This is a genomic window from Halorussus vallis, from assembly GCF_024138165.1.
In the GTDB taxonomy this organism is placed as follows: domain Archaea; phylum Halobacteriota; class Halobacteria; order Halobacteriales; family Haladaptataceae; genus Halorussus; species Halorussus vallis.
On sequence record NZ_CP100000.1, the window covers coordinates 784,395 to 809,263 of the forward strand.

The window sequence follows — 24,869 nt, forward strand, 5'->3', positions numbered from 1 at the left end:
CGAACTCCCGGCGAGGACGGCGTTCGAGACGGAGAGCGGGGAGGGTTTCACGGCGTGAAAACTTTCGCGAGGTAGCTAAATCACCTTCCGCGGCGTCCCGTCGGGACGCCATGAGTGACCGAGAGCGGCCGACGACCGGGTGGCAACTCGACCGGAACGCCCCGGCAGCCTACGAAGCGTATCTGGTGCCGCGACTGTTCGCGCCGCGGGCCGAGCGACTCGTCGACCGAGTCGGCGTACGCGACGGAGATACCGTGCTGGACGCGGGCTGTGGCACCGGCATCGTGGCGCGACTGGCGGCATCCAGGGCGAGCGAAGGAGGCGCCGTGGTCGGACTCGACGTGAACGAGGGGATGCTCGACGTCGCTCGGGAGGCCGACGACGAGGACCGACCGCCCATCGAGTGGCGCCGGGGAGACGCGACCGACCTCCCGTTTCCGGACGGGAGCTTCGACGTCGTCCTCTGCCAACAGGCCCTGCAGTTCTTTCCGGACCCCGTCGCCGCACTTCGGGAGATGCGTCGCGTACTGACCCCGGAGGGGCGCGTCGGAATCGACGTCTGGCGACCGGTCGAGTTCAACCCCGGCTACGTCGAACTGGCCGACGTCCTGTCACGCTCCGTCGGCGACGACGCCGAGGAGACGGTACGCTCCCCGTTCCCCGCGTGGAACGGGGACGACCTTCGACGCCTCGCCCGCGAAGCCGGATTCGACGGGTCGTCGGTCGTCATCGAAATCGTCTCCGTGCGCTACCCTTCGGCCGAGGAGTTCGTTCGTCAGGAGGTCGCCAGTTCGCCGCTGTCGGAGTCGTTCGAGGACGTCGGACGGGACGACCGGGCGGCTCTCGTCGGCGAACTGGAGGCGGCGCTCCGGGAGTACACCGACGACGAGGGAGTCGTCTTTCCGATGGAGTCGCACGTGCTCGTCGCACGTCGCTAGCGGCGACCGGGTCCGTCGTCGACCGGGAGGCCGAGGGGTTTCTCGGCGGAGCGGACACGTGTCTCCTCTTCTGCCCGCTCCGGGCGCACGATGTCTCGATGCGATTCTCGAGGCACTACGTCCGATTTCCGCTCGCCTTGCGCGCCACGGCGACGTAGTTCGTTCCCAGCGCGAAGGTTTCGACGACCGTGACGTCCTCGAACGAGTCTCGTAGCCGTTCGAGGACGTCCTCCTCGGAGTTCCAGTTTCCGACCACCCGATAGAAACGACGGACGAGCGGGTTGAGTACCCGACCGGGACCCGACGGGACCAGCCGAATCTCGTACACGGCGAATCTCGCGTCCGGTTCGAGCGCGTCGTGGACGTTCTCGACGACCGCGCGAACGTCCGGCGTGGCGCTCACCGCGGTCGTCGCCAGCGCCCCGTCGAACCGGTCGGCGTCGAGTGCCAGGCGGGTCGCGTCGGCGCGAACGATTTCGACGTTCTTCCAGCCGTGCGCTTCGATTCGCTCGTTCGCTCGCGCTACCATGCCGGCACTGTAATCGACGCCGAGAACGCATCCCTCGGGGCCGACCGCCTCTCGGAGCAGTTCGAAATTCGTCCCCGGCCCGCAACCGATATCGACGACGGCGTCGCCCAGTTCGAGGCCCAGCCGAGAGACGGCTTCTCTCCGGTGCTCGAGGGTGTCCTGCTCGTAGAAGTCCCAGAGCGACTCGCGCGCTCCAGAAGTCCCACTTTCGCCGACCGCGCTCTAACTGCGTCCGGCGCTCCGACGAATCGGTCGTTTCGTTCATACGATACGCGTGTCTGCTCCCTCCTCTATCGATGCGTTCTCCAACGGCTTATGCGTAAGGCGGTATCGAACTCCAGAACCGTCGCTGTTGTGCGGACGAAATGTGCGCCCGGAACACTAACCTCCAGCGTCATCCCGAGGCGGCGTGCCGCGTCGGCTGGCAAACCCTCGTGCCGGGCGGGCTGATTAGGGGTAGCCGACCCACTGATGTCGCGTACCCGGGTTCTCCGCGCGGTCATCGCTCCCGTGTGGGAGTACTCGGGCGGGGACTTGAGGTACGCACCGCTTACTAGACGACCCCCGGGGATAAGGGTTGCCCGAACGCGTACCTAAGTCGTTAGGCATCGTCCTTTTTGTACCGGAGTGCACCTATTCGAGCGTATGATGGATGCTGACTCCACCGGCGTTCCCCGGAGCCGCCTCGGAGACGAACGGACCATCTCTCCCCGTCTCGACGAGGCCCTCGAACTCCTCTCGAACCGTCGGCGACGGTACGCGCTCTACCACCTCCGGCGGCGGGACGAGGCGGTTTCGCTCGCCGAACTCGCGGCGCGCATCGCCGAGTGGGAGGAAGGGGCGACCGACGAGGCGCGCGTCCGCGCCGACCTCTATCACAGCCACCTCCCTCGACTGGCCGACGCCGGCGTCGTCGCCTTCGACCCCGAGATGGAGATCGTAGAACTGACCTCGCGGGAACAGTCTCCGCTGTCGAAGTACCTCGACCTCGCCGCCGACGAGGAGAACGTCGCCTGAGAGCGCCGCCGACGTCACGGCACCACGGCACGCCGCCGACTCGCCGACCTCCGGGCGTCCTCGGCCGACCGTTCGGCATTCGTCGCCCTCCCTTCTGCAGAGCGCCTACCCCTGCCGTCCTTCGCCGACGCTCTCGGCCGCGGTGGAGAGAAATCGGCGACCAAACCGGGCCTGCACGTCCGGCGGAACGGGGACCGAGCGAAGTCGGAATCCGAGATGCATATACCCCTCGCAACCCTGTTGTCCGTACCGAATGCACGACGAGGCCCTCGCTGTACTTCGCCAAGACGACGTGATGGCACGGCTCATCGACGAACACGACCCTTACGTCGAACAGGACTGGTCGGAGTACGAACGACTCTGTATCTCGATCATCAACCAACAGCTCTCGACCGCGTCGGCGGCGGCCGTCAGAGGCCGCGTGTTCGAACATCTGAACCACGAGGTCACTCCCGACGCTGTGCTGGAAGCGGACGAGGAGGAGCTCCGCGACGCCGGCCTGTCCGGGATGAAGATCAAGTACATGCGGAACGCCGCGGAGGCCTTTCGGGAGTCTGACTTCTCGAGGGAGGGGTTGGCCGGCCACTCGAACGAGGAGGTCGTCGAGGAACTGACCGCCGTCAAGGGTATCGGGGAGTGGACCGCGCAGATGTACCTGCTGTTCGTGTTGGAGCGGGAGGACATCCTTCCCCTCGGAGACCTCGCCGTTCGCCGGGGTATCGAGGAGCTATACGGAAACGGTGCCGAGATGACGCGCGCCGAAATGCGGGAAATCGCAGAGCGGTGGCGACCGTATCGGTCTATCGCCACGCGGTACATCTGGGCCGATTACGAGTCCAGTAAGTGACGGCCCGTCGGTCCGACGGCCGCTGGCCTCCGGCCACGACTGCGGCATCCGGTCGCGAGTTGCTGACGCAGTAAGTGACGCGGGAGTACCGACCTACTCCTCGACGTTCTCCTCCTCTTCCTCCTCGGTTTCCTCCTCCTGGTCGACGCGCTTCTGGACGTTGACCTGGTAGTGTTTGAGGATGTCCCGGCCCAGCAGGACGGGGTAGTCCATGTGGCCGCGGTCCTCGACGCTCGCGGTCACGGTGTGGCGGTTGCCGCCGACGCCGATGACCACGTCGACGACCGGCCGGGACCGACTCGACTTGCTGGACCCCGATTTGACACGGGCGATGCTCTTGATGGGACCCGCGCCGATCTTCGCCGCGAGTTTGGTGTCGATGCTCGTCCGGGTCGCGCCGGTGTCGGACTTGGCGGTGATGGTTTCGGAACCGCTGGTACCGCTGACGATGACCTCCTCGGTGTAGCCGATGACGACCGGTTCGGTCGGCGCGGTGTCCTCCGGAATCGGCTTGCACGCGGGTACCGAGTCGTCCAGCGAGACGGCGAGGTCCTCGACCTTCGCTTCGTCGACCGAGCCGCCGGCGCGTTCGATGGCTAACTGGGCGATGTACGGGGCGGCGCTCCGTTCCGTCGCCTTGAACAGCCCCTTGAACCCGGCCGTCGGGTTGACTTCGAGGACGTACCAGCCGTCGTGGCCCTCGATGAGGTCGACGCCGGCGTAGTCGAGGCCGATGGTTTCGGCCGCGTCGCGTGCGATGTCCGCCACCTCGCGGGGCATCGAGTCGGTGGCGTCCTCGACGTCGCCGCCCAGCGCGACGTTGGTCCGCCAGTCGTTGTCCGGCGCGTAGCGGTTCATCGCGCCGACGATGCGGTCGCCGACGACGTACACCCGGAGGTCGCGGTGGCGGCCCTCGTCGCGGTCGATGAGTTCCTGCAGGAACGCCTGGCGGTCGCCCACCCGGGGGTTGACCAGTTCGTCGGGACCGACCTTCCACGTACCGCCGCCGTGGGTGCCGATGGCGGTCTTGTAGACGGCCTCCTCGCCGAAGTCGTCGCGGCCCCGGTTCAGCTTGGAGTTCGACAGCGCCATCAGCGCGTCCGGGACCGGCAGGCCCGCCTCCGCGAGCGTGGTCGCGGCCGCGAACTTGTGGATGGCGGTCATCACCGAACTCGGCTCGTTCAACACCGGCAGTACGCCGTCGTATATCTTCGCGAGGCCGAGCGTCTCCGAGGGCTGTTCGGTGTTCGACAGCAGCAGTCGGTTCGCGACCAGGTCGACGTCGGGTTCTAACGTGACCTGACCGTCTTTGAGCCGGACCGCCGTGTTCTCCTCCCGAAGCCAGAACGGTTCGTGGCCCAGGTCCTCGATGGCGTTGAGGATGGCCTTCGTCTCCTTGCTGTTATGTAGACTGAGTACACCGATGCGCGCGGACGAACCCTCGCTGCTCATGACGTCCGTACATTCGTCGGCGTACCTTAAAAATGGGAACGCCGAGAGCCGAGGGCACCTTCGGCTCTGCGTCCGACACAGAGACGACCGTGGGATGGGGTGTTGCACGAATTTATATACCCCGATACCCGAGTGGGTGACATGGCCGGGTCTGACGAGGCGTTCACGTACAACGGCGGCATCGTCGAGCCGGGCGAAACCCAGAACATTCGCTACGGAATCAGCGAGACGTATCTCGGCGACCCCGTCCGCATCCCCGTCACCATCGTCAACGGCGCCGAGCCCGGACCGACGGTGTTCCTCACGGCGGCGGCCCACGGCGACGAACTCAACGGCATCGAGGTCGTCCGCGAGGTCGCCCACGAGTGGAACCACGACGAACTCCGTGGCACGCTGGTCTGTATGCCCGTGCTCAACGTCCCCGGATTCCTCGCCCAGGAGCGCTACCTCCCAATCTACGACCGGGACCTGAACCGGTCGTTCCCCGGGAGGCAGGGCTCTACCAGCGCCAAGCGGATGGCCCACCGCATCTTCCGGAACTTCATCGCGCCCTGCGACCTCGGACTCGACTTCCACACGTCCACGCGCGGGCGCACGAACATGCTACACGTGCGGGCCGACATGACCGACCCCGACGTGGCCCGCCTCGCCAAGGCGTTCGGCTCGCACGTCGTCATCTCCTCGGAGGGACCGTCGGGGACGCTGCGCCGCGAGGCCAGCGACTACGGCGTCCCGACCATCACCATCGAGATGGGCGAGGCCCACCGGTTCCAGCGCGAGTTCATCAACCGCGGGCTCGAAGGCGTCGAGAGCGTCCTCGCCGAATACGGCGTCCACCGCACGAACGCCGTCAAGTGGCCGGGCTGGCGGACCATCATCGACGAGGCGAAGGAGAAGACCTGGCTCCGGGCCGACGTCGGCGGACTGGTCGAGATGCACCACGACCGGGGGTCGCTCGTCTACGAGGGTGACACCATCTGCACCATCACGAACCCGTTCAAGACCGACAGCGACAGCGTGGAGGCGCCGTTCACCGGACTACTGGTCGGCGTGCTGGAGAATCCGGTCGTCTACCCCGGCAACCCGCTCTGTCACATGGTCGAACTGACCGCCGACACCCGCCGGGCGCTCAAGCGCGAGCGCGCCCACGCCGACGAACCGAACGGCGATGTCGCCCCGCCGCCCGAGAGTCGGTAACGGGACGTCTCCGCCGAACTTCGACTCTCGTCGTGTCCCCGTGCCTCTCCCGTCGTCTCTCCTTTCACTTCCTTTCGTTTTTCTGCCATCGAAATCGCGATGTTCACCGCAACGCTCACCGCGACGTTACACGTTCGACCCCGCGCTCGTCTGGGGGAAACGGTTTCGGCCCGACGGTCGCTCGAAATGAGGTAGAAACTTCTATTTGCCCACAGTCCAACCTCCCGAACGGACAAGTATGAGTCAATCGTATAATCGAGGCCTCATCGAGGATTTCGGCCGGTGGCGGGAGTTCACGGCCGGGATGTGGGCCTGGATATTCCACAAGTTCACCGGGTGGGTACTCATCGGCTACCTCTTTACTCACATCGCCGTACTGAGTACCGCTTTCGCCGGTAGTAACGCTTACACGGACACGATCCGGGGTCTGGAGAGCCTCGCCGTCGTCCGCGTCATGGAGATCGGTCTGCTCGCGGTCGCCGTCTTCCACATCCTGAACGGCGTGCGCCTGCTGTTCGTGGACCTCGGTCTCGGCCTCGAATCGCAGGACAAGAGCTTCTACGCCTCGCTGGTCGTGACGGCGGTCATCGTGCTGGCGAGCGTCCCGACGTTCTTAGAGGGGGCGTTCTGAGATGGCCGAACGCTACTCCTCGTTCCGGAGCGGGAGCGCCTCGTGGCTACTCCAGCGCGTGACGGCGGCGTTTCTCGTCGTCGTGCTGGCGTTCCACTTCTTCCTGCTCCACTTCGTCCACCACGCCTCGGAGGTAACGTTCGCCGGGACGACCGCGCGCATGGAGCAGTGGGGCTACCTGCTCACGATGGTGCTGTTCCTGCTGACCGCGACGTTCCACGGCGTCAACGGCGTCTACGCCGCGCTGTTGAACCAGGGGCTGACCGGTACCGCGAAGACTGCGGTGAAGGGCGTACTGGCGATCGCGGGCCTCGCGCTCGCCGCCCAAGGCGTCTACCTCGCGCTGTTCCTGTCCGGAGTGATGTAACAACATGAGTACGCAAACGCAAGAAGAACGCGGCAAGACCGAAAGCGCAGAGCACGAGGCCGAAACCTCGGTCGAACAGGAGGACGCGTCGCACGGCGCGCAGCGTCGCGCCGACCGCGACGCCGAGCGCCGCCAGTCGGTGTCCGGCGCGCCCGCCCGACCGGAGGGCGAGACGATTCAGCTGAAGGTGTTCCGCTACGACCCCGAGGTCGAGGGGAAGATGGAACCGCGCTTCGACGACTTCTACGTCCCCAAGCGCAAGGGGATGACCGTCCTCGACGCGCTCATCTACGCCCGCGACCACTACGACACCACGCTGACGTTCCGCCACTCGTGCCGGCAGGCGGTCTGCGGTTCCGACGCGCTGTTCATCAACGGCCGCCAACGACTCGGCTGCCAGACCCAGATGTCGGACCTCGAAGCGCCGGTGCGCGTCGAACCGCTCCCCCACCAGGACGTCGTCAAGGACCTGGTGGTCGACATGGAGCACTTCTACGACCAGATGCACTCGGTCGAGCCGTTCTTCCAGCCCGACGACGCACCGCCGGGCGAACTCGACGAGTACCGCCAGACCCGCGAGAACCGCGAGAAGATCAAGATGTCCACGCGCTGTATCTGGTGCGGCGCGTGCATGTCCTCGTGTAACATCGCGGCCGGCGACAACCAGTACCTCGGGCCAGCGGCCATCAACAAGGCCTACCGCTTCGCGATGGACGAGCGCGAGGGCGACACCAAGAAGGAGCACCGACTCAACGTGATGGACCAGGAACACGGCGTCTGGCGGTGCCAGACCCAGTTCTCCTGCACCAACGTCTGTCCGAAGGACATCCCGCTGACCGAGCACATCCAGGAGCTCAAGCGGGAAGCGGTCAAGCAAAACCTGAAATTTTGGTGAGAACATGCACGAACACGACGTTCTGGTAATCGGCGGCGGCGGCGCCGGCCTCCGGGCGGCCATCGCGGCCCACGAGGAGGGCGCCGACGTGGCCATCGTGACGAAACTCCACCCGGTGCGAAGTCACACGGGCGCGGCCGAGGGCGGCATCAACGCGGCGCTTCGCGACGGCGACGACTGGGAACTGCACGCCTACGACACGATGAAGGGGTCGGACTACCTCGGCGACGCCCCGGCCATCGAGACGCTGGCACAGGACAGCCCCGAGGAAACCGTCCAACTCGAGCACTGGGGGATGCCCTTCTCCCGCGAGGACGACGGTCGGGTGTCCCAGCGACCGTTCGGCGGCCTCTCGTTCCCCCGCACCACCTACGCGGGCGCCGAAACCGGCCACCACCTGCTGCACACGATGTACGAGCAGGTCGTCAAGCGCGGCATCCAGGTGTACGACGAGTGGTACGTCACCCGCCTCGCCGTGACGAACGAGGACGACCCCGACGACCGGCAGTGTCACGGCATCGTCGCCTACGACATCAAGACCGGCCAGATAGAGGGCTTCAAGGCGCGAAACGGCGTCATCCTCGCGACCGGCGGCCTCGGCCAGGTGTACGACCACACCACCAACGCGGTCGCCAACACCGGCGACGGCGCGGCGATGGCCTACCGCGCGGGCGTCCCGCTGGAGGACATGGAGTTCATCCAGTTCCACCCGACCACGCTTCCCTCGACCGGCGTCCTCATCTCCGAGGGCGTCCGCGGCGAGGGCGGCATCCTCTACAACGAGCAGGGCGAGCGGTTCATGTTCGAGTACGGCTACGCGAACAACGCCGGCGAACTCGCCTCCCGCGACGTGGTTTCGCGGGCCGAGCTCACCGAGATCAACGCGGGCCGCGGCGTCGACGACGAGTACGTCTACCTCGACATGCGCCACCTCGGCGAGGAGCGCATCACCGACCGCCTGGAGAACATCCTCCACCTCGCGCGCGACTTCGAGGGCGTCAACGGACTCGAAGAGCCGATGCCGGTCAAGCCCGGCCAGCACTACGCCATGGGCGGCGTCGAGGTCGACGAACACGGCCAGACCTGCATCGACGGCCTCTACGCCGCCGGCGAGTGCGCCTGCGTGTCGGTCCACGGCTCGAACCGCCTCGGCGGCAACGCGTTGCCCGAACTCATCGTCTTCGGCGCCCGCGCGGGCCGCCACGCCGCCGGCACCGACCTCGGCGAACCGCAGATTCAGACCGGCGGCTCGGCCGACACCGAGGCCGAGGAGGACCTCGAGACACCCGTCGAACCCGGCGCGGTCCGGACGAGCGACGAGGACGCCGTTGCCGACGGCGGCGCCGCCGTGACCACGCCCGACGAGACGGTCAGGAGCGCGGTCGAAGCCGAGCGCACCCGCGTCGAGGGACTGCTGGAGAAGGACACCGGCATCCAGCAGGCCGAACTCCGCGCGCGCCTCCAGAAGTCGATGACCGAGAACGTCAACGTCTTCCGGAACGAGGACGGCCTCAAACAGGCGCTTCGCGACATTCGCGAAGTGCGCGAGTCGCTCCAGGACGTCTACGTCAACGACCCCTCGCGGACGTTCAACACCGACCTCATCCACACCATCGAGATGCGCAACCTCGTCGACCTCGCGGAGGCCATCACGCTCGGCGCGCTGGCCCGCGACGAGTTCCGCGGCGCCCACTGGCGCCAGGAACACCAGGAGCGCAAGGACGACGAGTGGCTCAAGCACACGATGCTGTCGTGGAACGACGGCACGCCGGAGCTCTACTACAAGCCGGTCATCCTCGAAGGCGAGGACGGCGAGTACGAGCCGAAAGAGCGCAGTTACTGAACCCACCTTTTTTCTTCGTCGGGTAGCCGTGAGCGCCTGCGGCGCTCCGGCTACCACTCCTCGAAAAAAGCTGGACCAAAAAAGGACACGCGCCCGAGGCGAGTCGCGTCGCGACTCGCCTCGGGCGCATCTTCTAATCGCCGGTACGACTACCGCCTCTGATTCTCGTGCGGGCGCGAAGCGCCCTGCTGACCGCCACCGCACCGCGACCGCAAAGCCACACGCCTCCCCAGCCGATTCGCTCGTTCGCTGACGCTCACTTGCTCATCCACCGTCGGAGCTTTGCTCCAACGAGCCTTCGGTCGCCGACGCTCCCGAAGACCTCACGCAACGTCGGCGCGACCCAACACCGCCGGGTCGCGCCAGCGCGCGCCTCGGAGTCGCAGAGCGTTCGCCAGGGCGGTCCACCGAATCGCTACATATTTCCCTCGTTCGCCGTTTTCACAGTGTGGTATGATACTCGAAGGGACCGTCATCCCCGACGCGCACACCGTCGTGGAGGACGGAGCCGTCGCGGTCGAAGGCGACCGCATCGTCGCGGTGGGCGAACGCGAGGAGGTCGTCGAGCAGTATCCCGACATGGAACGCAAGTCCTACGACGTTCTCGCGCCGGGAATCGTCGGGGGTCACGTCCACTCCGTCCAGTCGCTCGGCCGGGGCATCGCCGACGACACCGAACTCCTGGATTGGCTGTTCGACCACGTCCTCCCGATGGAGGCGTCGTTCGACGCCGCCGAGATGCGGACCGCTGCCGAACTGGGTTACGCCGAGTGCATCGAGTCGGGCGTCACCACGGTCGTCGACCACCTCTCGGTCCACCACGCCGACCAGGCGTTCGAGGCGGCGACCGAGATGGGAATCCGCGGTCGCATCGGGAAAGTCCTGATGGACAAGGACTCCCCCGAGGGATTGGAAGAGGACACGCAAGCCGCCCTCGACGAGAGCGAGCGACTCGTCCGAAAGTACCACGGCGCGGGCGACGGCCGCATCCGGTACGCGCTGACGCCCCGCTTCGCGGTGAGTTGCACCGAGGAGTGCCTGCGCGGCGTTCGCGAACTCGCCGACGAGTACGATGGCGTCCGCATCCACACCCACGCCAGCGAGAACCGCGACGAGATCCGAACCGTCGAGGCCGAGACGGGGATGCGCAACATCCACTGGCTTGACGAGGTCGGCCTCACCGGCGAGGACGTGGTGCTGGCACACTGCGTCTGGACCGACGAGACGGAGCGCGAGGTGCTGGCCGAAACCGGCACCCACGTCACCTACTGCCCCTCCTCGAACATGAAACTCGCCTCGGGCGTCGCCCCGATCCTCGACTACCTCGACCGGGGCATCAACGTCGCGCTCGGCAACGACGGCCCGCCCTGTAACAACACCCTCGACCCCTTCACCGAGATGCGCCAGGCCAGCCTCCTCCAGAAGGTCGAGCACCTCGACCCGACGACGATTCCGGCCGAGACGGTGTTCGAGATGGCGACCGAGAACGGCGCTCGGGCCGCCGGCTTCGAGGAGGTCGGCCGCCTCGCGCCGGGGTGGAAGGCAGACGTCGTGGGACTGACCACCGACCTAACCCGGGCGACGCCGCTCCACGACGTGCTCTCGCACCTGGTGTTCGCCGCCCACGCCGACGACGTCCGGTTCACGATGGTCGACGGTGAAATCCTCTACGAGGACGGCGAGCACGTCCGTGCCGACGTCGAGGGAATCCGCCGCCGCGCCCGGGAGTACGAGGCGCCGGCGTGAGTTCGGTCGAGGAGAAGTCGGCTACCCGGTCAGACCGAGCATCGAGAGCACGTCGACGCTGACTCCGAGCGCCTCGACGGCCCGGTAGCCGAGGTAGATGCCGACGATGCCCATCACGCCGGGCAACTTCGGCGGGGCCGGGATGGGAATCTGGAGGAAGTGGAACAGCCCGCCGATGAGGAACCCGCTCAGGAGTGCGAAGATGGTGAGGGTCGCGTTCATCGGGACAACGTGGTGGCCCGGACCGTAAAAGCCATTTGCTCTCCGGCGATTCACCCCCAGACGACGGGGCCGGCGACGGAATCGCGTCGAGCGCGAGCTCATATTTAAACCTTTCTACGATTCGGGTCGGTTTCCCGCCGGAAGACGGAGTTTAGAACGTCGATAAGGTGAGTTTCGCGGGCGTGCGAGACGGTCGGAGGGTCGGTCGCGTTCGCACGCTCGCCGTCGTCCGGTCTGCGCTTCGAAGGAAATCACGGAGGTGTCCGGGCGGCCGCGTCGTCGGCCCGCTGTCGAGCGAGGGCCGTACGTCACTCGGCGCCACGGGGCGGGGTCGGTGGCGGTCGAGAAGCGGAACTTCTCTCGGCGCCACCGAGGGGAGTTCGGTGGGGTTCGCGGACCGGATAGTCCGCTTACTACCGAGAGAGGGCCGACGGGCACTGCCCGTCGGCCCTCTCTCGGCGTTCGGGGAGCTTCGCTCCCCTCACCGCCACCGAGCGAATCTCGGCGAGGTTCGCGGACCAGATGGTCCGCTCACCGCCACTGCGAGAGGGTGTGGGACTCGTCGTACGGCATGGCGATCCACGCCTGGTCGTTCGACACGTCGGCGATGACCGTCGTCCGGTCACCCTGCGTGTCGTCGACCGCCAGCATCACTTCGCCTTCTTCGAGCGGTTCGTCGATGTCGTCAGTGGGAATAGTCCAACTCAGAGCTGATCACCGTCGTTTCCGATACGCTAGGTTTCTGCGTGGTCGGTGCTTGCCACGGGAGGGCCTTTAGTATAGACCACCTTCCCGACCGTAACACTGTGTTACGAACGGTAAGACCGCGTGAAACGGTCCGGAACGGTGGCCTTAGGCAGTGCGTCGAGCCACCAGAGCGGCCGCGAGGAGCGCCACGACGGCCGTCGCGGGCGTGAAGCCCGGGATGGACCCCTCACCGCCGTCGGAACCGCCGCTGGTTCCGTTCTGTCCGTCCTGCTGGCCGACCTTCACCGACAGTTCCTTCGTCACCGTCGCGCCGTGTTCGTCGGCGACGACGACCGTCACCGTCTTGGTGCCGGCGGTGGCGAAACTGTGCTCGACCGACTCGCCCGTGACCTCGCCGTCACCGAACTTCCACGTCACGGTGGTGTCGCCGACCGTATCGGAGACGTCGGCGCTGAAGGTCGCCGCCTTCCCGACTTCGACGGTGCTGGGACCGTCGAGGCTGACGCTCGGCTTGTCGTTGACCACGACCGACGCCGTGGCGCTGTCGTTCAGCCCCACCGCGTCCGTGACCGTGAGGTTCACGGCGTGCTCGCCGAGTTCGTCGAACGAAACCGTCGCGGAGGCGCCGGTGTAGGTTTCGCCGGCGACGGTCCACCGGTAGGACTCGATCGTCCCGTTCTCGGCGTTGGAGCCGTCGGCCGAGAGTTCGAGCGACTCGCCGACCAGTACGGATTCGTTCGCGTCGATGCTCGCGCTGGGCGCGTCGACGCTCGTCACCGCGAGCGTGCCGGTACCACGAGCCTTCGCCGACAGGATGGCGGTGCCGTTCGACTCCGAGACGACCGTCGTCTTCAGGAACTTCCACCCGCCGTCGGTCCGGTGGGCGACCTTCACGTCCGAGAGTTCGGCGACTCCGTCGGTCGGGACCGCGAACTCGACCGCCGCGGTGCCCGTCGCCGACTCGGGGCCGGTGACCGTCACGGCGTACAGCGCCTCGCCGGGCGGCGAGAGCGCCGAGAGGTTCGTCTGCTCCGAAACCGCGAGCACGCCAGAGGCGTTCGCGTTCGCGAGCGTGACCGACCGGACGGGCGACCCCGACAGCATCACGGTCGAACCCGAGGCGTTGGGCGCGGCGTCCTCGATGGCCGCGACCGCGGGACCGCCGAGTCGGACGAGCCAGCCGTCGCGGTTCTCGCCGAAACTCGTGGTGTCGCCGACCGCGAGGTAGCCGCCGCCGTGGCCCTCGACCGCGGGCCAGAACTTGTCCCACGCCTTGTTACCGAAGGTCCGGGACCACTGCTTCTTCCCGTCGGCGTCGGTGCGGAGTATCCAGCCGTCGGCGCCGTTCTGACTCAGCTTGTTCATCGCGCCCGTGAAGACGTAGCCGCCGTCGGCGTCGCGGGTCACGCCGTAGAAGGCGTCGTCGCGCGCGGTGCCGTAGGTGCGGGACCACTCGCGCTCGCCATCGGCGTTCACCTTGAGCAGCCAGCCGTCCTGGCCCTGGTCGCCCTCGCTGGCCGAGCGGCCCGCGAGCAGGAAGCCGCCGTTCGCGCCCGCGGCGGCGTCGTGGACCTTGTCGAGTTTCGCGCCGCCGTAGTCCTTCTGCCACTCGACCTCGCCCGACCGGCTGAGTTCCATCACCCAGGCGTCGGCGGGGTCGGTGCCGGACCCGCCCTCGATGGTGCCGGTCAACAGCAGTTTGCCGCCGTCGGTGGCGAAGATGGAGTTGACGTACTCGTCGGTGCCCGACCGGAGCGTGTCGTACTCCTCGCTCCAGACCTGACGGCCCTTCGCGTCGAGTTCCATCACCCACGCCTCGGCGGTGTCGCGCTTCTGGTAGCCGGCGGTGAAGATGGCGTCGCCCGACTGCGCGAGCGACCAGACGGCGTCGGGGCCGCTCTCGCCGTAGGTGCGCTCCCACTGGACCGCGCCCTTCTCGTCGATCTTGAGGACCCAGCCGTCCCACGCTTCGCCGGAGTCGGCGGAGAGGCCGGCCAGGAGGTAGCCGTCGTCGACTTTCACCACGTCGAACACCCGGTCGACGCCGGGACCGCCGTAGGTGCGCTCCCAGGACGTCCGACCGGTCCGGTCGACCATGGCGACGTAGCCGTCGTGGGCCTCCGCGCCGTCGGTACTGTTCGACCAGCCGACGACGAGGTAACCGCCGTCGACCGCGACGGCGTCGGTGAACTTGTCGTCGCCCGACCCGCCGACGGTCCGGTTCCACCGCTCGGGCAGTTCGGGTGCGTTCTGTGCGGCCGTGTTCGCCGTGTCGGACGCCGCGACCGGCGTCGTGGTAGTCGCGCCCGCGGCGGCGACCGTCCCGGACAGCGGTGCCGCGACGACCATCACCAGGAGCGCGACGCTCAGCATCGCTTCTCTCATAGACAGTTCCCCCGCTCGCGATTCGTCGTTAGTTTCGGTGAGTGCATGGTATTCCGTCGTTGCTCGATGGTATTCCGGCGTTGTTTCACTCGTTCCCCCCGGCTTAGGCTGCCGGAGCGAACGTTGTTCCAGATATATCCTATTTTTAGTCTTTGTTATTCGGCGTCTGACGCGACCGTAGGCGGTGTCTGAAAGCCGCCTCGGCGCGCGGAACCGGGAAACGTCGTCGACGTCTCGCGCTCCGGACGTGTCGGGCACGTCGTCGGGTTCCCCGCCGGTAGGAGCGCCGTATCCGCCGACAGACGGCGGGTAACAAAGTGGTGATACGACGACGGTTCGGGCAATGCATCGCCCATGTGTCGCCCGACGGTACCGTGAGCGAGTCGCCTGCGGAACTACCGAACCATGAGTCACGGAACTGCCGACGAGACGCTGTGGGACCGACTGGCCCACCCGGCGATTCCGCTCGACCTGCTGTTCGTCGTCGGATACGTGGTCCTCGCGGCCGCGCTCGTCTTCCAGCCCGGCGTGTACGCCACGCCGCTGGCGGTCGCCCTCGGCCTGCCGCTGCTGCTGTTCGCGCCGGGGTACGCGCTCGTCTCGTTCCTGTTCCCCGGCGCGACGCCCGACGACGACTTCGCGGGCGGTCGCTCGCTGACCGACGTGCGCGAGCGCGGCCTCACCGGCACCGAGCGCCTCGCGCTCGGGTTCGGCGTCAGCCTCGCGCTCCTCCCGCCGATCGGCGTCGCGCTCGCGCTCGCGTGGACCATCAAACCCGTGAGCATCCTCGCGGCGGTCGGCGGGTTGACCGTCGTCGCCGCAATCGGCGGGGCGGTTCGGCGACTCCGCCGGCCGACCGACCGCCGGTTCGCGGTCCCGGTCCAGGGGTGGCTGAAGCGGGCCCGCGGCGGCCTCAGCGGGAGCGCGGCCGACGTGGTCCTGAACGTCGCCCTCGCGGCCGGCGTCGTCGTCGCCATCGCAGCGGTCGGGTACGCGGTCGCGGTCCCCGGACCGGGCCAGCAGTACACCGACGTGGCGCTGCTGACCCAGAACCAGACCGGGGAGTTCGTCGCCGAGGACTACCCCCAGGATTTCACCCGCGGCCAGAGCAAACCCATCGTCCTCAGCCTCCAGAACCACGAGAGCGAGCGGACCTCCTACTCGGTGGTGGTCGAACTCCAGCGGGTTCGGAAGACCGACAGCGGGGCCGCGAAAGTGGTCCAGGAGCGCCGACTCGCCCGGTTCACCCCGACCGTCGAGGCCGGGCAGACGTGGCGGACGCGCCACGACGTGACGCCCACGATGACCGGCCGGAACCTCCGGCTGAACTACCTGGTCTACAAGGGTGACCCGCCGAAGAACCCGACGTCGAGCAACGCCTACGAGCACGTCCACGTCTGGGTGAACGTCTCGGCGTGACCCGGTCACGCCGACGGAGTAACTGGACGTCCGTTTTCGCGAGAGCCGAACTACTCATGACGGAGGGACGCTAACTGCGACCATGTGGCCGTGGGAACACCTCGCCGTCGGGTATCTCGCGTACTCGGCGTTCACGCACTTGCGCGGCAAGGGAGCGCCGAGCGCGCCGGCCGTCGTCGCGCTGGCCGTCGGAACCCAGTTCCCCGACCTGGTGGACAAGCCGCTCGCGTGGACGTTCGGCGTCCTGCCGAGCGGCCACTCGCTGGCCCACTCGCTGTTCGTCGCCGTCCCGCTCGCGCTACTGGCGATACAAGTCGGGTGGGTGACCGACCGGAAGGCCGTCGGCGGGGCGTTCGCGTTCGGCTACCTCTCGCACCTGCCGGCCGACGTCTACTATCCCCTGCTCGTCGGGGGTGAGGCCAACTACGACTTCCTGTTCTGGCCCCTGATTCCGGCGCCTCAGACGGAGGCCAGCATCGGCTTCGCCGAGATGTTCCGGACGCTGTTCGGGCGCTACCTGACCGAGCTGTTCCACGCACAGCTCACCCCGTACCTCGCGGTCGAACTCGGGTTGATGCTGGCGGTGTTGCTGCTCTGGGTCTACGACGGCATCCCGCCGCTCGGCGCGCTGCTCGGGTGGAGTCGGGCTCCCACGGAGGAGACGTCGTAGCCCGAGCGGCCGCGGTGCGGTCGCTCGCGCCCGAGAAGCCTCGGCCTAGGGCGTGCCAGGCTACCCATAACAATAGTCGGATGAGACGCACTTCTACCCGTGCCGAGCGACGAGAGGTCGTCCACGAGGCGCGGCTACCTTCGGGTGGCGGGAACGGCCGCGCTCGCAGCGCTCGCGGGATGTGGAGCGTTCGATCGCAACGACGAAACAGCACCCGGAGAAACCGCGGGGGAAACCACCGATACGACCACGACCGGAGACGGAGCATCGGGCGAGACTACCGAGACGACCACTTCCGAGAGTCCGGAAACCACCGCCGGCCCGCCCACCGACGGGTACGGAACCGTCGTGAACGTCGCGAAGGCGGGCGCCGACGACTCCGGGAAGAAACCGGTCAACCCCGTCCTCAACGAACACCTCGGCGACGACACCCTGCTGTACTTCCCGCCCGGTCGGTACCGCCTGACCGAGTGGGAGGTCGTCGACTACCGGAACCTGAGCATCGTCGGTGAGGACGCCACGCTCGTCCCGCCGCCCGACGAGCGCAACTACTGGCTGATGTTCGACGAACTCCGGGACTTCCGGCTCGAGGGGTTCGAGTTCGACTGCCGCGCCCCGAACGTCGCGCCGATCACCTACCTCACGGTGACCGGCGGGTCGAACGTCGTCCGCGACGTCGCCATCCGCGGCCACCGCAAGCGCTCGCCGAACGGCTTCGAGATCGCAGTGGCGAACCCGAAGGCCGACCTGCTGTTCGACCGGGTCCGCCTGCCCGACGGCTCGAACCGCGGAGTCGCCATCTACACGTTTCCCAAGAGCGTCGGGCGGCTCACGTTCCTGAACTGCCACGTCGAGCACTGGAAGGAGGGGCTGTACGCCTCGCCGCACTCCGGCCCGCTCGCGGTCGAGGGCGGCTACTACGCGAACAACGGCATCGACCAGATTCGGGTCGGCGGCGGGCCGAACGGCGCGGTCGTCCGGGGCGCGACCGTCAGGGTCGACGAACCGAAGCGACCGAAGTTCAAGCCGAACATGCGCGGCATCTGGCAGGAGGAGGGCGCGCACCTCCGCGTCGAAGGGTGCGTGCTGGCGTTCACCGACCTCACCGGCACCTACAGTTCGGGGGCCGTCGTCGTCGGACGCCAGGGCGGGGCGGCCGACATCAGAAACACCCGCATCCGGACCGACGTCGACACCCACGCGATCCACGTCCGGCGGCCCGTCACGTCCGCGAAAGGCCAGGTGATGCCGAGCATGGACCGACTTCCGAAGAGCCGGAAGGTCACCTGCGAGAACGTCGAAATCGTCGGCGACGCGGTGCACGGGGCGGCGATTCGGGTCGACCAGCGCGACGACGTCGACTTCCGGAACGTCTGCGTCCAACAGCCAGAGGGCGAACGCGACGGCGCGCTGGTCCAGCACACCGACGGCGTCTCGATTCGCGACTCGACCATCGCGGTTGCGGGGAAGGCCATCCGGACGACCGACGCGAAGGTGTCGACGAAGAACCTGCGGACGAAAGGCAACTGCCGGCTGTAGCCGCGAGAAGGGTCGCCGCTCGTTCTCGCTCGGTTCGGCGGTTCAGATGTAGCCGAGGTCGCTGAGACGCTCCTCGACGGCGCTGTCGTCGCCGGACTCGACCGACTCGGTCCCGAACGGAACCTCGCCGTAGTCTGCCCGCGAGACGGACACGGAGTCGGCGAGCAGTTCCTCTGGGACGGCCCCGGTCATCCGGGCGGGCACGTCGAAGCCGGAGGCCGCCATCGTCGCGGGCGCCACGTCGGTCAGCGACAGGCGGTCGAGCGCCCTGGCCTCGTCGGCGAAGTCGGGTCCCGAGGCGAGGAACACCCCGTCCCGCTTGTGGTCGTGGTCCGACAGCGGCGCGAACGCGGTGCCGACGAGGCTCGGACTGACGACGTGGTTCATGTCCTTCGGCATGTAGAGCACGTCGCAGGCCCGGTCGGTGTACGGACCGCCGTACACCTCCTCGCGCCTGCGGACCCACTCGAACACCGGGTCACCGTCGGGCGTCCGGAGCGACGAGAGCACGTCGATGATCTCCTCGCGCACCACCTCGTACTCCGACTCGGGAACCACGCCCGCGGGTTCGCGGCCCGCGAGGTTCACTCGGACCCCGAGTTCGGCGGTCCGGCAGAAGCACTTCGAGTTGCGCCAGTCGACGCCCTCGCTGGCCGCCGAGAGCGCGTCGTCCGGCAGGACGGTGGTGATGAAGTCGTCGACGCCGACCCGCTGGGCCAGCGCGTAGGCGTCGCCCGGCGAGACGCCGACGCGGCCGAGCGCGGCCGTGGCCGCGGAAACCGCCCGCCCGGTCACCGAGGGACCGCCCGCGCTCGAATCGGCGGCTCCGCCGTCGGCGTCGTTCTCGCCGGTGAGCGCCGACTTCCGACTCGCGAGACTGGGTCGGTCGGAGTCGGTCGTGGTTTCGAGCAGTCCGGCCTGCCGGAGCACCTCGTTGAGATAGACGGTGTAGCCCTCAACCGGTCCGATGCCGTGGTCCGAGCAGACGACGACGTTGGCGTCGCCCGCGACGCCGAGGATGCGGCCGAGCGCCTCGTCGGCGCGCTCGTACACCCGCCGGAATATCGCCGGGTCGTCGAAGTTGTGGAACACCGCGTCGGTCTTCTGGAACTGGACGAACGCGACGCGCCAGTCGTACTCCGAGAGGAGGTACTCGGCGGCGCGACCCCGCAGTTCGACCAGGTCGAGGTAGCCCGCCAGTTTCTCGTCCTTGTCGTCGCTCGTTTCGCCGCGCGAGTAGATGGTGTATGGCTCGCCCAGCGCGTCGGCGAGTTCCTCGCGGACGTCCTCGGGATAGCTCGCATCGTCCTCCTTCGCGAGGTAGCCCGGCACGAGGACGCCGGCCAGCGGTTCGGCGGGGTGGGTGACCGGGACGTTCAACACGACCGCGGGTTCGCCGCGGGCGGCGAGGTAGTTCCAGATGGCCGGCGCGCGCACGCGGTTGCGCGTGACCAGTTCGTCCTCGTCCGGGTAGTCGGACTCGTGGTGGAAGAACCCGTAGACGCCGTGGTGGCTCGGGTCGGTGCCGGTGTACGTCGAGGGCCACGCGCTCCCCGTCCACGGCGGAAACGTCGAGCGCAGCGGCGCTTCGACCCCGCTTTCGCGGAGCGACGAGAAGTTCGGAAGCGATTCCTCGAAGCGGTCGAGATATTCGAAGTCGAGCGCGTCGAAACCGACGACGACGGTGGCGTTTGCGTTCGTCATGTGTCCCTGGAGAGAGTGGTAAAGCCGGCGGCGCCGGCCGTTTTCGGTATCTCGAGTTCGACTCGTCCGGGCATTGTTCTCTGGTGCCTAGGCGAGCAACAGCGTCGGATTAACGACCGAAAACGGCGGAAACAGTGTAGAAAGTTGGAAAGAGCGACATCCGGGCCGAAGCCGGTGCAAACGGGGGTTCGGGGCCGGAGGACGCTGTGGAAAGCGAGCGAAGACGTGAGACGACCGGGGTACGAGCAGAAACGAGAAGGAGTCGACGGAGACGAACGTGGAGGCAGGAAGAGCGACCGGGGTCGGTGACTGCGGGCGGTCAGCGGAGCTTCTTGTAGACGCTCGAAAGGGCGTTGGTCATCCGGGTGCCCTTCTCGAGGCTGTAGTAGCTCTCGAGTTCGGGGCCGAACTTCGCCTTGTAGCCGCAGAGGCGGCGCTCGTTCGCGCCGACGAGGTCGTACTTCTCGACGCCGCGGTCCATCGCGTCGGTCATTATCTCCCAGTCGACCAGGTCGTTGACCGGCAGGTCGCGGTCGTGTTTCGCGCCGCCCTGCCACCGGTAGACGGTGTCGTCGAACTCCAGGGCGACCATCCCGCCCGCGAACTCGCCGTCTATCTCGCAGGCGTAGGGCCGGACCGTCCCCTCGGGCAGGCGCTCGTAGAGGTCGGCGACGAACTGCGGGGTGACCCCGTAGCTCTCGTCCTGCTCGTCGTGGCGGGACTTCACCTGGGAGATGATGGCCTCGATTTCGCGGCGGCCGCCCTCGTAGATGCGGTAGTCGCACTCGGTCCGGATGTTGCCGCGGGCGTCGCTGGAGAAGGACATCAGCACCTCCTCCTCGTCGCGGGTCAGGTCGACCGCGTAGGTGTGGCGGACGTCGACGTCGAAGTCGTTCCAGTCGAACGGTCGGACGTCCTCGAACGCGCCGTCGGGCCGTATCTGGGTGTACTTCGGCGCTATCTGGCGGTCGATCCAGTCGAGACAGCCCTCGACGAACCGCCAGCCGCGGCGCTCGGCCTTCCGACGCTTGAGCTTCTGGTGGTTGACCAGCGCGGGGCCGAGGTACGACACCCAGAGGCCGGGTGCGGGCGAGAACGCCATCGTCATCCCGCCCTTGCGCTTCTCGAACACCGGGAAGACGCCGACCGGCTCCTGGCCCTTGTACCCGATCAGCGGGTGGAGGTCGGCGTCTGCGTGGGCCGCTTGCACCTCCAGCGATTCGAGGTAGTGAAAGACGTTCGTCTGTGGAGATTTCTCGACGAGGTCGTTCCAGCGTTCGAGGTCGTCTCCGTCAGCGCGTGCGATACTCAATCCCTTCTTCTCTATCGTGACACTCATTATTCGAGGTACCCGAGGTCGGCCAGTCTCGCTTCGACGTCGCCGTCGTCCGTTGCTACCTGTGCGCCCCCGTCGAACGCGGGGTAGGCGCGCCGCCCGACCGGTTCGACCGCCGGGAGCACCACCCCGTCCATCCGGTCGCCCGCGGGGAGTCCGAACGTCGCCAGCACCGTGGGCGCCACGTCGAAGAGGTGCGCGCCCGAGAGGTCGGACCGGTCGTCGACGTTCCGCCCCGTGACGGCGACGATGCCGTCGCGCTTGTGGTTGTAGGGCTCGCTCGGCGGACCGAACTCCCCGTCGCCGACCCGGGTCGAGAGGAACTCGTCGAAGTCGGCGGGAATCGTCACCACGTCGGGGGCCTCGTCGACGTAGGGACCCGAGAATATCTCCTCGCGGCGGGCGACCCGTTCGAACACCGGTCGGCCGTCGGGCGTCTCGACCCCCGAGAGCGCGTCGATGATCTCCTCGCGCACCGCCTCGTACTGCGACTCGGGGACCACGCCCGCGGGTTCGCGGCCTTCGAGGTTCACCCGAACCCCGAGTTCGATACGGTCGCGCATGTAGGCGGCCGACGCCGGGAAGTCGACCTGCTCGGTCGCCGCCCGGATGGCGTCGGTGGGCACCCGCTCGGCCACCGCGTCGGCGAGTCCCACGGCGTCGAGCGCCCGATAGATGCGCTGGCTGGTCAGTCCGAACTTCGCCGCGGTGGCCAGCCCCCGCTGGAGCGGGGTCGGGTCGGTTTCGACGGCCTCGGTTTCGCCGTCCTGGAGTCGGTTGTTCGCGATGGTCGACCACGTCGGCATCCCCTCGCCGCCGCGCTTGGTTTCGACCAACCCGCGCTCGCGGAGGTGTTCGTTGACCCGAAACTCGTGGCCGTCGTACTCGCCCATGCCGTGGTCGCTGGCGACGACGACGGTGTCCGGGTCGCACCGCCGGAGTATCTTGCCTAGCTGTTCGTCGACCGCCTCGTACACCGCCCGGGCCTTCTCGTCGTCGCCCGGGAACTCGTGGAAGACGGTGTCGGTCTGCTGGAACTGGACGAACCCGAAGTCGGGGTCGTAACGGTCGGAGAGATAGCGGAACGCTTCGCCCCGCATCCGAACGAGACGGCGATACCACTCGGTCTTCTCGCGTTCGCCGGTCGCTTCGCGGGGTGCGTACACGCGGTAATCGCCGATTTTCTCCCGGATTTCGGCGAGTAATCCGCGTGGATGACACGCCGGGTCCTCCGGAGCGGTGTATCCCGGCACTATCGCGCCGTCTATCTCGCGCGGCGGATGTGTCACCGGCGCGTTCACGACGACGCTCGAATGGCCGTGGTAATCGAGGATTTCCCAGAGGGTCTGTTCCCGGACGTGGCTCGCGTTCACCACGTCCCAGTCGTAGCCGTCGAACGTGAGGAAACCGAATACGCCGTGCTTGCCGGGGTTGACCCCGGTGTACAGCGACGGCCACGCGCTCGGCGTCCACGGCGGAATCTGGGACTCCAACGGTCCGCTCGCCCCCTGGTCGAACAGAGAGCGCAAGTGGGGCGTCGCACCCGCCTCGAACAGGGGTTCGAGGACCGACCGGCAACCGGCGTCCAGACCGACCAACAACGTCCGCATATCCGTCTGCGCGCGGTCTGCCATGTACCTCTACACACCTTACGTTCGTCCTTTGTTATGGGCAGTCTGTCGGCAGGAAAACAGCTCTTATCCCGGTATGCTCCCGTTACTGGCGGCCTAACACGGGGTGGGTCGGCGGGCAGGGCGGCCCTGCTCTCGTCCCAGTTCGTTCGGGAGCGTTTCACCGCCGAGGCGGTGACTGCGGCCATAGGACTTAAATCAGTAATGTCGCATTGAACGTAAATCGGTATCTTTTTTAATGGGTAGGCTCGCATTGAAGCGTACATGGCACGCGACGAAATGGCACGCGATTCCGACTCCGACAAACTGCTCGACCGACGATCGTACTTGAAGATGGCCGGCGCGGCCGCCGCCTCGGTCACCGCAGCGGGCGTCACCGCCGACGGCGCGAAGGCGGCGTCCTACGACACCATCAAGGTCCCCGCAGGAAGCCGCCGCACCATCAAGGTGGGCCCCGGCGAGACGTTCGAGAACAAGCTCATCGACATCACCGCCGACGGCGCGCACGTCAAGCTTCTCACCCAGGGGAGCGGCTGGACGATCCGGAACGTCGGCCTCAAGGGTGTGAACAACGACCGGAGCGATACCTACGGCACGTTCTACCTGCGCTGCACCGACGGCGGCGAGGGCCTCGCGGAGAACATCTACATGGGCGACGGAACCGCCGACCGCGCGCACCACGCCGCGATGTCCGACTGGGACAACTCCGGCACCGTCACCATCCGGAACATCCACGTCCAGGGCTGGGGCGCCGACGGGATGTACATGTCCCACGCGGGCGTCTCCCAGAGCCACGGCATGGGCGACACGCGAATCGAGAACGCCTACCTCAAGAACAACAACATCGAGAACGCCCGCCTCGGCACGCCCGGGTCGTACATCAAGGACTCGGTCGTCCACGTCGAGGGCGAGGACGCCGTCCAGTCGAACGAGTCCGGCCAGAAGAACCCCCGCGGTCTCTGGTTCAAAGAGCAGTCGGGCATCAAGGCCATCAACTGCGACATCAAGGTGAACGGCGCGTACGCGGTGTTCGCCAGCGACAACGGCAGCGGCACGCTGGAGAACTGCCGGGTCGACGGCCGCATCGGCGGTCCCGTCACCAAGAAGAACGTCTCGGGCAACCCCGACGTCACCCCGCCGAAGGGTGTCCCGATGTCTGCCGAGGAGGCGGCCTCGGGAAACGTCGGCGGCGGTAGCACGAGCGCACCGACGACCAGCGACGACCAGCAGAACCAGCAGGACCAGCAGAACGCCCAGGGAACGCCCCTCGAACTGGTGTCGAGCGACGACGCCTCCAGCGAACAGTACCAGTTCACCGTCGAAGGCGCCGTTCACAGGAAGACTTCAGGCAGCGTCACGGCCGAGTCCGGCGACAAGTTCGCGAAGAACGACGACGGCACCGTCACCGTCTCGGGCGTGGCAGGCAACGGCTACGGCGACGCCTTCCTCGTCGACGGCTGTATCACCGCGATGGACATCGACGAGAGCAAATGGACGCTTCGCTACGACGGGAGCGAGGTCGCCGTCTCGGACATCGTCCTCCCGAACGCCCTCATCATCGACGGCAGCGACCACCCGCGACAGGCGAGCACGTACGAGTTCGCGGTGAGCGGGACGGCCCGCAAGAGTGCGGCGCTGGCCACGGTCAACCCCCACGACACCGTCGAGGGCGGAAAGATCTCCGGCCGAGTCATCGGCGGCAAGGACGCCTTCCGGTACTCCGGCGAGATCACCGGCTTCACGCTGAGCGGTCCGGCGAACGTTCGCGTTCAGGACGGTTCCTGACCGCGAAC

The 24,869-nt window shown here is 67.3% G+C and carries 21 protein-coding genes; 13 read left to right on the forward strand and 8 right to left on the reverse strand.

All coding sequences use genetic code 11. From position 1 onward, the window contains the following. Nucleotides 1–110 precede the first annotated feature (110 nt). On the forward strand, nt 111–938 hold the full coding sequence (locus NGM07_RS04140) for a class I SAM-dependent methyltransferase (protein ID WP_253517538.1): 828 nt from the start codon (nt 111–113) through the stop codon (nt 936–938). 115 nt (nt 939–1,053) lie between these two features. Here the strand turns inward: NGM07_RS04140 and NGM07_RS04145 are convergent, their stop codons facing one another. After that, nucleotides 1,054–1,590: a methyltransferase domain-containing protein gene (locus tag NGM07_RS04145; RefSeq protein WP_368410273.1), complete on the reverse strand. Its 537-nt coding sequence runs from the start codon at nt 1,588–1,590 to the stop codon at nt 1,054–1,056. 522 nt (nt 1,591–2,112) lie between these two features. Between NGM07_RS04145 and NGM07_RS04150 the strand changes: the two genes are divergently transcribed. Further along, nucleotides 2,113–2,484, forward strand: a complete 372-nt coding sequence (locus NGM07_RS04150) for a DUF7344 domain-containing protein (protein WP_253517540.1) — start codon at nt 2,113–2,115, stop codon at nt 2,482–2,484. 253 nt (nt 2,485–2,737) lie between these two features. After that, nucleotides 2,738–3,331, forward strand: a complete 594-nt coding sequence (locus NGM07_RS04155) for a DNA-3-methyladenine glycosylase family protein (protein ID WP_253517543.1) — start codon at nt 2,738–2,740, stop codon at nt 3,329–3,331. Nucleotides 3,332–3,424: 93 nt separating this feature from the next. On the opposite strand, the gene NGM07_RS04160 is transcribed toward NGM07_RS04155, so the two are convergent. After that, nucleotides 3,425–4,783 carry an ATP-grasp domain-containing protein gene (locus NGM07_RS04160; RefSeq protein WP_253517545.1) on the reverse strand — a complete coding sequence of 453 codons (1,359 nt, stop codon included), beginning with the start codon at nt 4,781–4,783 and terminating at the stop codon, nt 3,425–3,427. A gap of 141 nt (nt 4,784–4,924) precedes the next feature. On the opposite strand from NGM07_RS04160, the gene NGM07_RS04165 reads away from it, so the two are divergent. The 6 genes from NGM07_RS04165 (at nt 4,925) to NGM07_RS04190 (ending at nt 11,462) form a co-directional block, all read left to right on the forward strand. Continuing rightward, complete coding sequence (locus NGM07_RS04165) at nt 4,925–5,980, forward strand: succinylglutamate desuccinylase/aspartoacylase family protein (RefSeq protein WP_253517548.1); 1,056 nt, start codon at nt 4,925–4,927, stop codon at nt 5,978–5,980. 238 nt (nt 5,981–6,218) lie between these two features. Further along, the gene (gene sdhC, locus NGM07_RS04170) at nt 6,219–6,611 is read left to right on the forward strand and encodes a succinate dehydrogenase, cytochrome b556 subunit (RefSeq protein ID WP_253517551.1); all 393 of its coding nucleotides are present in this window, start codon (nt 6,219–6,221) and stop codon (nt 6,609–6,611) included. Nucleotide 6,612: 1 nt separating this feature from the next. Further along, nucleotides 6,613–6,978 carry a succinate dehydrogenase/fumarate reductase transmembrane subunit gene (locus NGM07_RS04175; protein ID WP_253517553.1) on the forward strand — a complete coding sequence of 122 codons (366 nt, stop codon included), beginning with the start codon at nt 6,613–6,615 and terminating at the stop codon, nt 6,976–6,978. A 4-nt stretch (nt 6,979–6,982) separates the two neighbouring features. Further along, entirely contained in the window at nt 6,983–7,873 is an 891-nt protein-coding gene (locus tag NGM07_RS04180; protein ID WP_253517557.1) for a succinate dehydrogenase/fumarate reductase iron-sulfur subunit, read from the forward strand. A gap of 4 nt (nt 7,874–7,877) precedes the next feature. Further along, nucleotides 7,878–9,716 carry an FAD-binding protein gene (locus tag NGM07_RS04185; protein WP_253517560.1) on the forward strand — a complete coding sequence of 613 codons (1,839 nt, stop codon included), beginning with the start codon at nt 7,878–7,880 and terminating at the stop codon, nt 9,714–9,716. A 453-nt stretch (nt 9,717–10,169) separates the two neighbouring features. Then, nucleotides 10,170–11,462 (forward strand): 5'-deoxyadenosine deaminase, encoded by a 1,293-nt coding sequence (locus tag NGM07_RS04190; protein ID WP_253517563.1) that lies wholly within the window; start codon nt 10,170–10,172, stop codon nt 11,460–11,462. Nucleotides 11,463–11,483: 21 nt separating this feature from the next. On the opposite strand, the gene NGM07_RS04195 is transcribed toward NGM07_RS04190, so the two are convergent. The 3 genes from NGM07_RS04195 to NGM07_RS04200 form a co-directional block, all read right to left on the reverse strand. Beyond that, nucleotides 11,484–11,684 carry a XapX domain-containing protein gene (locus NGM07_RS04195; protein ID WP_253517566.1) on the reverse strand — a complete coding sequence of 67 codons (201 nt, stop codon included), beginning with the start codon at nt 11,682–11,684 and terminating at the stop codon, nt 11,484–11,486. A gap of 531 nt (nt 11,685–12,215) precedes the next feature. Then, nucleotides 12,216–12,392 carry a DUF7556 family protein gene (locus NGM07_RS25520; RefSeq protein ID WP_438267718.1) on the reverse strand — a complete coding sequence of 59 codons (177 nt, stop codon included), beginning with the start codon at nt 12,390–12,392 and terminating at the stop codon, nt 12,216–12,218. 144 nt (nt 12,393–12,536) lie between these two features. Continuing rightward, nucleotides 12,537–14,777 (reverse strand): PKD domain-containing protein, encoded by a 2,241-nt coding sequence (locus tag NGM07_RS04200; protein WP_253517567.1) that lies wholly within the window; start codon nt 14,775–14,777, stop codon nt 12,537–12,539. 405 nt (nt 14,778–15,182) lie between these two features. Between NGM07_RS04200 and NGM07_RS04205 the strand changes: the two genes are divergently transcribed. From NGM07_RS04205 to NGM07_RS04215, 3 genes are all read left to right on the forward strand, one after another. Continuing rightward, a complete protein-coding gene (locus tag NGM07_RS04205; RefSeq protein WP_253517569.1) occupies nt 15,183–16,196 on the forward strand; it encodes a DUF1616 domain-containing protein in 1,014 nt (337 codons plus the stop codon). Nucleotides 16,197–16,278: 82 nt separating this feature from the next. Beyond that, entirely contained in the window at nt 16,279–16,866 is a 588-nt protein-coding gene (locus tag NGM07_RS04210) for a metal-dependent hydrolase (protein WP_253517570.1), read from the forward strand. 144 nt (nt 16,867–17,010) lie between these two features. Continuing rightward, entirely contained in the window at nt 17,011–18,405 is a 1,395-nt protein-coding gene (locus NGM07_RS04215) for a hypothetical protein (RefSeq protein WP_253517572.1), read from the forward strand. Between the two features lie 42 nt (nt 18,406–18,447). Here the strand turns inward: NGM07_RS04215 and NGM07_RS04220 are convergent, their stop codons facing one another. The 3 genes from NGM07_RS04220 to NGM07_RS04230 all read right to left on the reverse strand — a co-directional run bounded on the left by NGM07_RS04220 (nt 18,448) and on the right by NGM07_RS04230 (nt 23,079). After that, nucleotides 18,448–20,109 (reverse strand): alkaline phosphatase family protein, encoded by a 1,662-nt coding sequence (locus tag NGM07_RS04220; RefSeq protein WP_253517574.1) that lies wholly within the window; start codon nt 20,107–20,109, stop codon nt 18,448–18,450. A gap of 319 nt (nt 20,110–20,428) precedes the next feature. Beyond that, complete coding sequence (locus tag NGM07_RS04225) at nt 20,429–21,448, reverse strand: lipid II:glycine glycyltransferase FemX (protein ID WP_253517576.1); 1,020 nt, start codon at nt 21,446–21,448, stop codon at nt 20,429–20,431. Continuing rightward, nucleotides 21,448–23,079, reverse strand: a complete 1,632-nt coding sequence (locus NGM07_RS04230) for an alkaline phosphatase family protein (RefSeq protein ID WP_253517578.1) — start codon at nt 23,077–23,079, stop codon at nt 21,448–21,450. The genes NGM07_RS04225 and NGM07_RS04230 overlap by 1 nt, the downstream gene beginning before the upstream one ends. 261 nt (nt 23,080–23,340) lie before the next feature. Between NGM07_RS04230 and NGM07_RS04235 the strand changes: the two genes are divergently transcribed. After that, complete coding sequence (locus tag NGM07_RS04235) at nt 23,341–24,861, forward strand: right-handed parallel beta-helix repeat-containing protein (protein WP_253517580.1); 1,521 nt, start codon at nt 23,341–23,343, stop codon at nt 24,859–24,861. The last annotated feature ends 8 nt before the right edge of the window (nt 24,862–24,869 follow it).

What these genes read in the sequence shown, in the direction of transcription:
- NGM07_RS04140 (WP_253517538.1), top strand. Translation starts at nt 111, where the DNA reads ATGAGTGACCGAGAGCGGCCGACGACCGGGTGGCAACTCGACCGGAAC.
- NGM07_RS04150 (WP_253517540.1), top strand. Translation starts at nt 2,113, where the DNA reads ATGATGGATGCTGACTCCACCGGCGTTCCCCGGAGCCGCCTCGGAGAC.
- NGM07_RS04155 (WP_253517543.1), top strand. Translation starts at nt 2,738, where the DNA reads ATGCACGACGAGGCCCTCGCTGTACTTCGCCAAGACGACGTGATGGCA.
- NGM07_RS04160 (WP_253517545.1), bottom strand. Translation starts at nt 4,783, where the DNA reads ATGAGCAGCGAGGGTTCGTCCGCGCGCATCGGTGTACTCAGTCTACAT.
- NGM07_RS04165 (WP_253517548.1), top strand. Translation starts at nt 4,925, where the DNA reads ATGGCCGGGTCTGACGAGGCGTTCACGTACAACGGCGGCATCGTCGAG.
- sdhC (WP_253517551.1), top strand. Translation starts at nt 6,219, where the DNA reads ATGAGTCAATCGTATAATCGAGGCCTCATCGAGGATTTCGGCCGGTGG.
- NGM07_RS04175 (WP_253517553.1), top strand. Translation starts at nt 6,613, where the DNA reads ATGGCCGAACGCTACTCCTCGTTCCGGAGCGGGAGCGCCTCGTGGCTA.
- NGM07_RS04180 (WP_253517557.1), top strand. Translation starts at nt 6,983, where the DNA reads ATGAGTACGCAAACGCAAGAAGAACGCGGCAAGACCGAAAGCGCAGAG.
- NGM07_RS04185 (WP_253517560.1), top strand. Translation starts at nt 7,878, where the DNA reads ATGCACGAACACGACGTTCTGGTAATCGGCGGCGGCGGCGCCGGCCTC.
- NGM07_RS04190 (WP_253517563.1), top strand. Translation starts at nt 10,170, where the DNA reads ATGATACTCGAAGGGACCGTCATCCCCGACGCGCACACCGTCGTGGAG.
- NGM07_RS04195 (WP_253517566.1), bottom strand. Translation starts at nt 11,684, where the DNA reads ATGAACGCGACCCTCACCATCTTCGCACTCCTGAGCGGGTTCCTCATC.
- NGM07_RS04200 (WP_253517567.1), bottom strand. Translation starts at nt 14,777, where the DNA reads ATGAGAGAAGCGATGCTGAGCGTCGCGCTCCTGGTGATGGTCGTCGCG.
- NGM07_RS04205 (WP_253517569.1), top strand. Translation starts at nt 15,183, where the DNA reads ATGAGTCACGGAACTGCCGACGAGACGCTGTGGGACCGACTGGCCCAC.
- NGM07_RS04210 (WP_253517570.1), top strand. Translation starts at nt 16,279, where the DNA reads ATGTGGCCGTGGGAACACCTCGCCGTCGGGTATCTCGCGTACTCGGCG.
- NGM07_RS04220 (WP_253517574.1), bottom strand. Translation starts at nt 20,109, where the DNA reads ATGACGAACGCAAACGCCACCGTCGTCGTCGGTTTCGACGCGCTCGAC.
- NGM07_RS04225 (WP_253517576.1), bottom strand. Translation starts at nt 21,448, where the DNA reads ATGAGTGTCACGATAGAGAAGAAGGGATTGAGTATCGCACGCGCTGAC.
- NGM07_RS04230 (WP_253517578.1), bottom strand. Translation starts at nt 23,079, where the DNA reads ATGGCAGACCGCGCGCAGACGGATATGCGGACGTTGTTGGTCGGTCTG.
- NGM07_RS04235 (WP_253517580.1), top strand. Translation starts at nt 23,341, where the DNA reads ATGGCACGCGACGAAATGGCACGCGATTCCGACTCCGACAAACTGCTC.